The organism is Kribbella sp. (genome assembly GCF_035655035.1).
Taxonomy (GTDB): Bacteria; Actinomycetota; Actinomycetes; order Propionibacteriales; family Kribbellaceae; genus Kribbella.
Genome location: NZ_DASRVN010000550.1, coordinates 1 through 8,192 on the forward strand (window position 1 = coordinate 1; position 8,192 = coordinate 8,192).

The 8,192-nt window shown below is 70.5% G+C and carries 10 protein-coding genes; 4 read left to right on the forward strand and 6 right to left on the reverse strand.

The genetic code is table 11. From position 1 onward, the window contains the following. On the reverse strand, positions 1-281 hold a 281-nt coding region (locus VFF46_RS29645; protein WP_325040524.1), incomplete at its 3' end, for a helix-turn-helix domain-containing protein. 49 nt (positions 282-330) lie between these two features. Here VFF46_RS29645 and VFF46_RS29650 point away from each other — a divergent pair. Beyond that, positions 331-1,002, forward strand: coding sequence for a haloacid dehalogenase type II (locus VFF46_RS29650; RefSeq protein WP_325040525.1), 672 nt, complete (start codon positions 331-333; stop codon positions 1,000-1,002). Here the strand turns inward: VFF46_RS29650 and VFF46_RS29655 are convergent. After that, positions 984-2,273, reverse strand: coding sequence for an ArsB/NhaD family transporter (locus VFF46_RS29655; RefSeq protein WP_325040526.1), 1,290 nt, complete (start codon positions 2,271-2,273; stop codon positions 984-986). The genes VFF46_RS29650 and VFF46_RS29655 overlap by 19 nt on opposite strands. A 16-nt stretch (positions 2,274-2,289) precedes the next feature. Continuing rightward, positions 2,290-2,736, reverse strand: a complete 447-nt coding sequence (locus VFF46_RS29660) for a CBS domain-containing protein (RefSeq protein ID WP_325040527.1) — start codon at positions 2,734-2,736, stop codon at positions 2,290-2,292. Between the two features lie 262 nt (positions 2,737-2,998). On the opposite strand from VFF46_RS29660, the gene nhaA reads away from it, so the two are divergent. The 3 genes from nhaA (at position 2,999) to VFF46_RS29675 (ending at position 5,620) form a co-directional block, all read left to right on the forward strand. After that, the gene (gene nhaA / locus VFF46_RS29665; protein WP_325040528.1) at positions 2,999-4,210 is read left to right on the forward strand and encodes a Na+/H+ antiporter NhaA; all 1,212 of its coding nucleotides are present in this window, start codon (positions 2,999-3,001) and stop codon (positions 4,208-4,210) included. A 49-nt stretch (positions 4,211-4,259) separates the two neighbouring features. Continuing rightward, positions 4,260-4,706: a phage holin family protein gene (locus tag VFF46_RS29670; protein WP_325040529.1), complete on the forward strand. Its 447-nt coding sequence runs from the start codon at positions 4,260-4,262 to the stop codon at positions 4,704-4,706. A 116-nt stretch (positions 4,707-4,822) separates the two neighbouring features. Continuing rightward, positions 4,823-5,620 carry an alpha/beta hydrolase gene (locus VFF46_RS29675; RefSeq protein ID WP_325040530.1) on the forward strand — a complete coding sequence of 266 codons (798 nt, stop codon included), beginning with the start codon at positions 4,823-4,825 and terminating at the stop codon, positions 5,618-5,620. On the opposite strand, the gene VFF46_RS29680 is transcribed toward VFF46_RS29675, so the two are convergent. Genes VFF46_RS29680 through VFF46_RS29690 form a run of 3 tightly spaced genes read right to left on the reverse strand, consistent with a single transcriptional unit; the run spans position 5,600 to position 8,105 of the window. Further along, positions 5,600-6,772 carry a MarP family serine protease gene (locus VFF46_RS29680; RefSeq protein ID WP_325040531.1) on the reverse strand — a complete coding sequence of 391 codons (1,173 nt, stop codon included), beginning with the start codon at positions 6,770-6,772 and terminating at the stop codon, positions 5,600-5,602. The genes VFF46_RS29675 and VFF46_RS29680 overlap by 21 nt on opposite strands. Then, positions 6,769-7,536: a CoA pyrophosphatase gene (locus tag VFF46_RS29685; protein WP_325040532.1), complete on the reverse strand. Its 768-nt coding sequence runs from the start codon at positions 7,534-7,536 to the stop codon at positions 6,769-6,771. Before VFF46_RS29685 ends, VFF46_RS29680 begins: the two co-directional genes overlap by 4 nt. Continuing rightward, the gene (locus VFF46_RS29690) at positions 7,533-8,105 is read right to left on the reverse strand and encodes a TlpA disulfide reductase family protein (RefSeq protein WP_325040533.1); all 573 of its coding nucleotides are present in this window, start codon (positions 8,103-8,105) and stop codon (positions 7,533-7,535) included. The genes VFF46_RS29685 and VFF46_RS29690 overlap by 4 nt, the downstream gene beginning before the upstream one ends. Between the last annotated feature and the right edge of the window lie 87 nt (positions 8,106-8,192).

Sequence of the window (8,192 nt, forward strand, 5' to 3'; positions counted from 1 at the left end):
AGCCGCAGCAGCTTGTCGAAGAACGAGCGCACCGCCACCAGCCCGCGGCCGTCCGCGGCCAGCTCGTCGAACATCGGCCGCGACCGGTGCTCCAGATACCGCCGCGCGGCCGCGGCGTAGAGCGCGTCCTTGCCGCCGAACGCGTTGTACAGGCTGGACCGGCTCAGCCCGGTCGCGGCGACCACGTCCTGGATCCCGGTCGCAGCACTCCCACGTCGCCAGAACAGCTGCTCGACCGCGGCCAGCGCTTCCGCTTCGTCGAAATGTTTGACATCCGGCATACCCAGCATCATATCTTGGAACGACCGATCCAAGATATGAGGAGTCCTGATGATCGACGTACTGGTGCTCGACGTCAACGAGACCCTGACCGACATGGAGCCGCTCCGGGACGGGTTCGAGGCCGCCGGCCTCCCCAGGCACGGGCTCGACGAATGGTTCACCGCGATCCTGCGCGACGGGTTCGCGCTCACCGCCGTCGGCGCGTACGCCGCCTTCCGCGACCTGGCCGCGGACCTCCTCGCGGCTCAGCTCGTCGCGGCCGGACTCGAACCGGACCCGGAAACGATCGGGAACGTGCTTTCCGGCTTCACCCGGCTCCCGCTGCACCCGGACGTCGCGCCCGGGCTGCAGCGGATCCACGATTCCGGCGTCCGCATCGTCACGCTGACGAACGGCGCGGCCGCGATGTCCGAGAACGTGTTCCGGAACGGCGGGATCCTGCCGCTGCTCGAGCACCGGCTGGACGTCTCGGTACCGCAGCGCTGGAAACCGCACCCGGACGCCTACCGGTACGCCGCCGAGGTCTGCGGCGTACCCGTGGACCGGATGGCGCTCGCGGCGGTCCACCCGTGGGACATCGACGGCGCCCGCCGCGCCGGCCTGCAGGGGTACTACATCGACCGCCGGAAAACGCCGTACCCGCAGGTCTTCCGCAGCCCGGACCGCACCGTTGCGGACTTCGAGGCGCTGGCGGAAACCCTTCAGGAGAAGGCGAAATAGCGCAGCCACAGGTATGGCGCCGCGACCAGGATCGTGATCGCGGTCATCACCACGCCCTTGCGGGTGAAGGCCCAGAAGCTGATCGGGTGCCCGGCCCGGAGCGCCAGCCCGATGACCACCACGTTCGCGCTGGCGCCGATCGCGGTCGCGTTGCCGCCGAAGTCGGCGCCGATCGCCAGCGCCCACCACAGCGCGTGGGCCTGCGCCGGGTCCGCGATGCCGTGCGTGAGGTCGAGGACGACGGGACTCATCGTGGCGACGTACGGGATGTTGTCGACGACACCGGACAGCAGCGCGGACACGATCAGCACCAGCATGGTGGCGAACAACGTGTGCCCACCGGTCAGTGAGCCGACCCAGCCGGCAAGGTGCTCGATCACACCGGTCTTCACCAAGGCCCCGACCATCACGAACAGCCCGGCGAAGAACAGCAGCGTCTGCCACTCCACACTGGTCATGTAGTCCCGGGTCGGAACCTTCGAGATCAGGACGAGTACGCCGGCGCCGAGCAGCGCGACCACCGACGGCTCGACGTGGAACGCCGCATGACCGACGAAGCCGGTGAACACCAGCAGCAGGACGGCGCCGCACTTGATCAGCAGCCCACGGTCCTGGATCGCCTCCTTCTCGTTCAGTCGCAGTACGTCCTGCACGCGCTCGGGATCCGCCGTGAACGAGCCCTTGAACAGCCGCGGCAGCACCAAGGTGAACACCAGCAGCTCGAGCGCGACCAGCGGGGTCAGGTGGATCAGGAAGTCGTTGAAGGTGAGGCCGGACCGGCTGGCGATGATGATGTTCGGCGGGTCACCGATCAGCGTCGCGGCGCCGCCGATGTTCGACGCCATCACCTCGGCGATCAGGAACGGGACCGGGTCGATGCCGAGCCGGTCGCAGACCAGCAGCGTGACCGGGGCGATCAGCAGCACGGTGGTAACGTTGTCGAGCAGGGCGGAGGCGGTCGCGGTGATCAGCGTCAGCAGGATCATCACCCGCAGCGGCGATCCCTTGGCCCGTTTCGCGGCCCAGATCGCGACGTACTCGAAGACGCCGGTACGCCGGAGCACCCCGACGATCACCATCATCCCGAACAGCAGGAACACCACGTTCCAGTCGATCCCGGTGTCCGGCGAGTAGAACGCGTGCTCGGCATCGGTCACGCCGAGGGCGAGCAGGACGCCGGCGCCACCGAGCGCCGCGAGCAGCTTGTGGGTCCACTCGGTCGCGATCAGCACATAGGCGACCACGAAGACCGCGACGGCGACGACCGTCATCCGGCCGCCGCCGGCGTCAGTGCGGGGCGACCGCCAACTCGAGCAGCCGGGACGCGGTCACCGCTCCGAGGATCCGGCCGTCCCGGACGACCACTGCCAGCGGACTGCGCAGACGGGCCATGACGGCGGCGATCTCCAGGATCGTGTCGTCGTGGTTCACCACCGGGATCTCGCGCGGCTCGGCCGGCAGCAGCTTGCGAACCGTGAGACCGGACAGCTTGTCCGCCACCCGGTCGGCGAACGACTCGTCGATCACCCGGGCCAGCGACGGATCGTCCTGGACGTAGCTCGGCACCAGGAAGCGGACGACCTGCGAGGCCGGCAACACACAGCACGGGCTGCCGTCGGCCTGCGCGACGATCAGTCCGGGCAGCCGATGGGACGCGAGCAGGTCCACGGCCTGCCGGGCGTCGTCGTCCAGCCCGACCACCGGGAACTCCTCGGCCATCTGTTCTCCGTGCACGCCTGCAGCGTACGTCGGAACCGGCCGGTCCGGTGATGTCCCTCACAGGACTCTGACAGTGCACGGCGCCTCCCGGGAACGGCGGACCACCTCGCAACCCCCGTACGGGCACGAGTTCTGCCGACCAGACTTCCCGGCGCACCGCGCCCAACCCTGCCGCAAACCGGCGGTCCAGGCAAACACGAGCCGTTACTATGGTCGTGGTGCGCCGGGAAGTCTGGTCGGCATTCGCCCGACCGACCCCGAAACGAAGGGCCGACCTATGAGCCAGCACCCACGGATCCGGCAGAAGAAGCGCGCCTTCCCGCGTGTCCTCGGCCGGGAGCGCGCCTTCCTCGCCGACGTACTGCGCGCCGAGACGACCGGCGGCCTGTTGCTGATCGCCGCCGCTGCCGTCGCGCTGATCTGGGCGAACTCGCCGTGGCAGGACACGTATCACCACGTGCGGGATGCCCAGCTCGGTCCGCTGACCGTCGAGGGCTGGACGTCCGACGGGGCGCTGACGCTGTTCTTCTACCTGGCCGGCGTCGAGCTGAAACGGGAACTGGTGGTCGGGTCGCTGTCCAGGCTCAGCGAGGCGATCGTTCCGGTGGTCGCCGCGATCGCCGGAATGGTGCTCCCGGCAATCATCTACGTGGTGGTGAACCTCACCGCCGGCGGCAACCCGCACGGCTGGGCGGTGCCGACCGCGACCGACATCGCGTTCGCGCTGGCCGTGCTCGCGATCGCCGGCTCGTCGTTGCCGAGCGCGCTGCGGGCGTTCCTGCTGACGCTCGCGGTGGTCGACGACTTCGGCGCGATCCTGATCATCGCGGTGTTCTTCTCGCACGGCTTCCACCTGCTGTCGCTGCTCGCCGCGGTCGCCCTGATCGCGCTCTGGTACGTCCTGCAGCGACGACGCGTCCGTACGCCGTTCCTGTACGTACCGATCGCGCTCGGGGCCTGGTGGTTCATGCACGAGTCCGGGATCCACGCCACGATCGCCGGCGTCGCGCTCGGCCTGGTCACCCGGGTGGTCGCGGATCCCGGTGAGAAGGACGCGCCGGCCGAGCGGATCGAGCACCGGCTGCGGCCGTGGTCCGCGGGCATCGCCGTACCGCTGTTCGCGCTCTTCGCCGCGGGCGTGACGTTGAGCGGGAGCGCCGTCCGGGAGATGCTCACCGACCCGGTCGCGATCGGGGTGGCGGCCGGGCTGGTGTTCGGGAAGGCGATCGGCGTGTTCGGCGGGTCCTGGCTGACCGCGCGGTTCACCCGGGCCGAGCTGAACTCGGACCTCGCCTGGCGGGACGTCGCCGCGGTGTCCGTGCTGGCCGGGATCGGGTTCACCGTCGCGCTACTGATCGCCCAGCTCGCGTTCGGGTCCGACACCGCCCAGATCGAGCGCGCGAAGGCCGCCGTACTGGTCGCGTCCGTGGTCGCCGCACTGCTCGCCACCTTGTTGCTGGCTCGCCGCAACCGCGCGTACGCCGATTGACACGGCCACTGACGGTAGTGTCAGGGGGGATGTCCGGGAAGGAGTTGCGATGTCGATGAACACCGGCGACGAGCCCACGGTCGGCCAACTGGTCGCGAATGTCAGCAAGGAACTGTCCAGCCTGATCCGCAGCGAGGTCGAGCTTGCGAAGACCGAGCTGAAGAAGACCGCGGTCGCGGCCGGCACCGGGGCGGGAATGTTCGCGGCGGCCGCCTTCCTGGCGCTGCTCGCGGTCATCCTGCTGTGCATCTCCGCGGCGTACGGACTGGTGGCGGCCGGGCTGCACCCGGCGATCGCGTTCCTGATCGTGGCCGGAGCGTTCCTGCTGATCGGCGCGATCCTGGTGTTCATCGGGCTCCGGGCGCTGAAGAGCGCGAAGGGCCCGACGCGGACGATCGAGACCTCGAAGGAGTCGGTCGAGGCGCTCAAGGCGATCGGCAAGGGGCACGACGAGGACACCAGGTACGCGCTGCCCGAGCCGGGCGTACAGCGCTGAGCCCGGCAGGAGTCGTCGACCTGCTGGTCGACGGCCCCTGGTCGCACTCACTGGTCGCGGCCAACGGGGCCCGGTTCCACGTCGCGGAGTGTGGTGCGGCGGACGATCCACTCGTATTGTTCCTGCACGGCTTCCCGGAGTTCTGGTGGGCGTGGCGGCATCAGCTGCCCGTGGTCGCGGCGGCCGGGTACCGCGCGGTCGCGATGGATCTGCGCGGGTACGGCGCCAGCGACAAGACGCCGCGTGGTTACGACCCGTACACCGCCGCCGCGGACGTGTCCGGCGTGATCCGCTCGCTCGGCGCGACCGACGCCGTGGTCGTCGGGCACGGGTGGGGCGGGTTCATCGGGTGGTCGGCCGCCGTACTGGCGCCACGTCAGGTACGGGCGCTGGCCGCGGTGTCCGCGCCGCACCCGCTGCTGCTCACCCGCTCCGGGCAGACCAGGGCGGTGACCCGGACCGCCTGGTTCCAGCTGCCGATCCTGCCCGAACGCCGGCTGCTCGCCCAGGACGGCATCCACATCGAGCGCCTGCTCCGCGCCTGGGCCGCGCCGGGCGGCACCTTCCCGGACGCCGAGGCCTCCCGCCGGTACCGCGCCGCGCTCCAGGTCTGGCCGGCGCCGCACTGCGCGTTGGAGTATCACCGGTGGTTCGCCCGGTCCCGCCTGCGCCCGGACGGGCGGAAGTACTCGAACCTGATGCGTACGCCGGTCGCCGTACCCGTCCTGCAACTCCAGGGCGCCCAGGACTCGGCGGTGTCCCCCACCGCGACCACACCCCCGGACCTGGTCGCGGCCCCGCTCCGCCACGAGCTCATCACCACCGCCGGTCACTTCCCGCACGAGGAAACGCCGGGCCTCTTCAACACCGCCCTCCTCGACTGGCTGGCGGCATTACGTACAGGACTGGGTTGACACGTCCTGCGTCGCGGTGGTGCCGGTGCGGGCGTCGGCGGCGACCTGCTGGGCGGTCAGGACGTAGCCGGTGCGGTTGTCCTCGACGGAGGCGGCGAAGACCACGCCGTACACCGTGCCCTTGTTGGACAGCAGCGGGCCGCCGGAGTTGCCGGGGCGGACCGAGGCCCAGATCGAGAACGCGTCCCGGGTGACGGTCTTGTCGCCGTAGATGTCCGGGCCGCGGAGCCGTTCCTCGGAGCGGATCCGGGCCGGCTCGGCGTCGAACGGCCCGTTCTCCGGGTAGCCGAGGACGACCGCGGACGCGTCCGCCTTGCCCGACGGGTCGAAGGACAGCGGGGTCACGTTCAGGTTCTTGATGTAGAGCACCGCGATGTCGGTCTCCGGGTCGAAGACCACGACCTTGGCGTCGTACTTCTTCCCGTTCACCTCGACCTGCGGCTGGCTGACACCGGCCACGACGTGCGCGTTCGTCATCACGCGCTGCGGGGCGTACACGAAGCCGCTGCCCTCGAGACCGCGCGAGCAGTTCGCGACGCCGGTGACCTTCGCGATCCGGCTGTACGCGTCCCGGACCGGCTGCTGCCGGGCGATCGCCGCGTCCGGCGGCTGCGTCTCGCGGATCCGCTCCGGCACGAACGGGTCCAGGAACCGCGGGAACAGGTCGGTGTTCACGACGTTGTTGAACGACGCCAGCGCCCGGTCCGCGCTGGCCGGCAGCACTTCGTCGACCTTCGCCAGCACGTGCGAACCGCGGACCGCGGACGTCACGCTCGGGATCCGCGCGCCGCTGACCGCGACGCCGAGCACCCAGGCGACGATCAGCACCGACACAGCCGCCAGCGCGGCGCCACCGAGCGCGTCCAGGAACCGGATCGGCTTCCAGGACAGCCGGTTGCGGACCCGGGTGCCGATCATCGCGCCGACGGTCCGCCCGGCCGCGCCGAGCAGGACCACCAGCACCAGCGCGACGAACGACACCGTCACGCTCGGCGAGAAGTTGTCGAGGACCTTCGGCACACCCCAGACCCCCAGCCCGGCACCGACCAGCAGGCCGATGGTGGCGCAGGCGCCCAGCACGAAGCCCTCGACGTACCCCGAGATCGCCACCAGCGCGGTGACGATCAGCAACGCCCAGTCAAGGTGGCTCACTCCACACCTTTCGGATCAGGCCCCTGCGCATGGCCGAGGTCGTGCTCGATCGCCGTCATCCGGCGGACGTCCTCCGGCCGGCGCCCTTCACTGCGCCAGGCGGCCTCGACCAGCCGGTCGGGCAACGGTACGACGTTCGAGGGGTCCCAGTCTCGGTACCAGCCGCCGAGCAGCAGCAATTTGTCCAGCAGACCGGCGGTGAACCCCCAGATGTAGAGGTCGCCGACGACGAACGCCGGACCGGTGAAGCCACTCGGGTGCAGGCAGCTGATCCGGTTCGCCGGGTCGGCGAGCGCGCTCAGCGGCACCTGGTGCACCGACGCCACCTCGGCCGGGTCCACCACCGCGACCGGTGACGGCGTACGCCACCAGGCGAGCACCGGCGACACGCCGAAGTTGCTCACCGGCACCCAGAGCGCCGGCCAGATCGCGAACGGGACCACGCCGACCGGATCCAGGCCGGTCTCCTCCTCCGCCTCGCGGAGCGCGGTCCGGACCAGACCGGTGTCGCCGGTACCGTCCTCCGGGTCCGCGCCGCCGCCCGGGAACGCCATCTGGCCGGCGTGCTTGCGCAGCGTCCAGGCCCGCTCGGTGAGCAGCACCTCCGGACCGTCGTCGTTGCCGTCGGCAAGCAAGATCAGGACGGCGGACTTCCGCACCGAGGGATCGTCGGGCGGGAGGAAGCGGGAGAGCAGGTTCGGGTCGACGTCCGCGGACGCCTTCGCGAGCGGGTGCAGCCACTCCGGGATCTCAGCGGCCGTCATCCGAGTTTGTCCTTCACCAGCTGGTCCAGCTGCTGCTGGGACGTCAGTACGCCGCGATGCACGTACGCCACCGCGCCGAACTTGTCGACGAACACGGTGAGTGGTGGACCGCCCACCTTCAGGGCGCTCTGGATCGACTTGTCCTGGTCTTTGAGGTGCGGGTAGGCGAGGCCTTCGGCGGTCGCGAACTTCACCGCGAGCTCCGGGCGCGGGTCGTCGTAGTCGATGCCGAGCATCGTGACCTTGCCGGACTTCGCGAGGTTCGCCAGGTACGGCGCTTCCGCGCGGCACGGGCCGCACCACTGGGCCCACACGTTGATCACCAACGGACCACGCAGGTCCGCCAGCCGGACATCCGGCCCGTCCCCGAGACACGGCAGGCTGATATCCGGCAGCCCATGACTCACCGCCGGCTTGGACGGCGTCGCCGGGCAGCGCACCAACTGCCCTGCGCCCGCCACCCCCTTCCCACCCGACGGCGCGGCCGTCCCATCAGCCTTCTCCGCCCCACACCCCGCCAGTCCGACGAGCAGCAGCAGCACCACCACAACCCCCACCCGGAACCGCATGCGAGAAGCACCGCCCGGAGCGGTGTCGCCGACCCGCCTGTCGCGGAGCGGAGGACGGGGTGCGGGGGGTTGGGGGTGGTGGAGGGT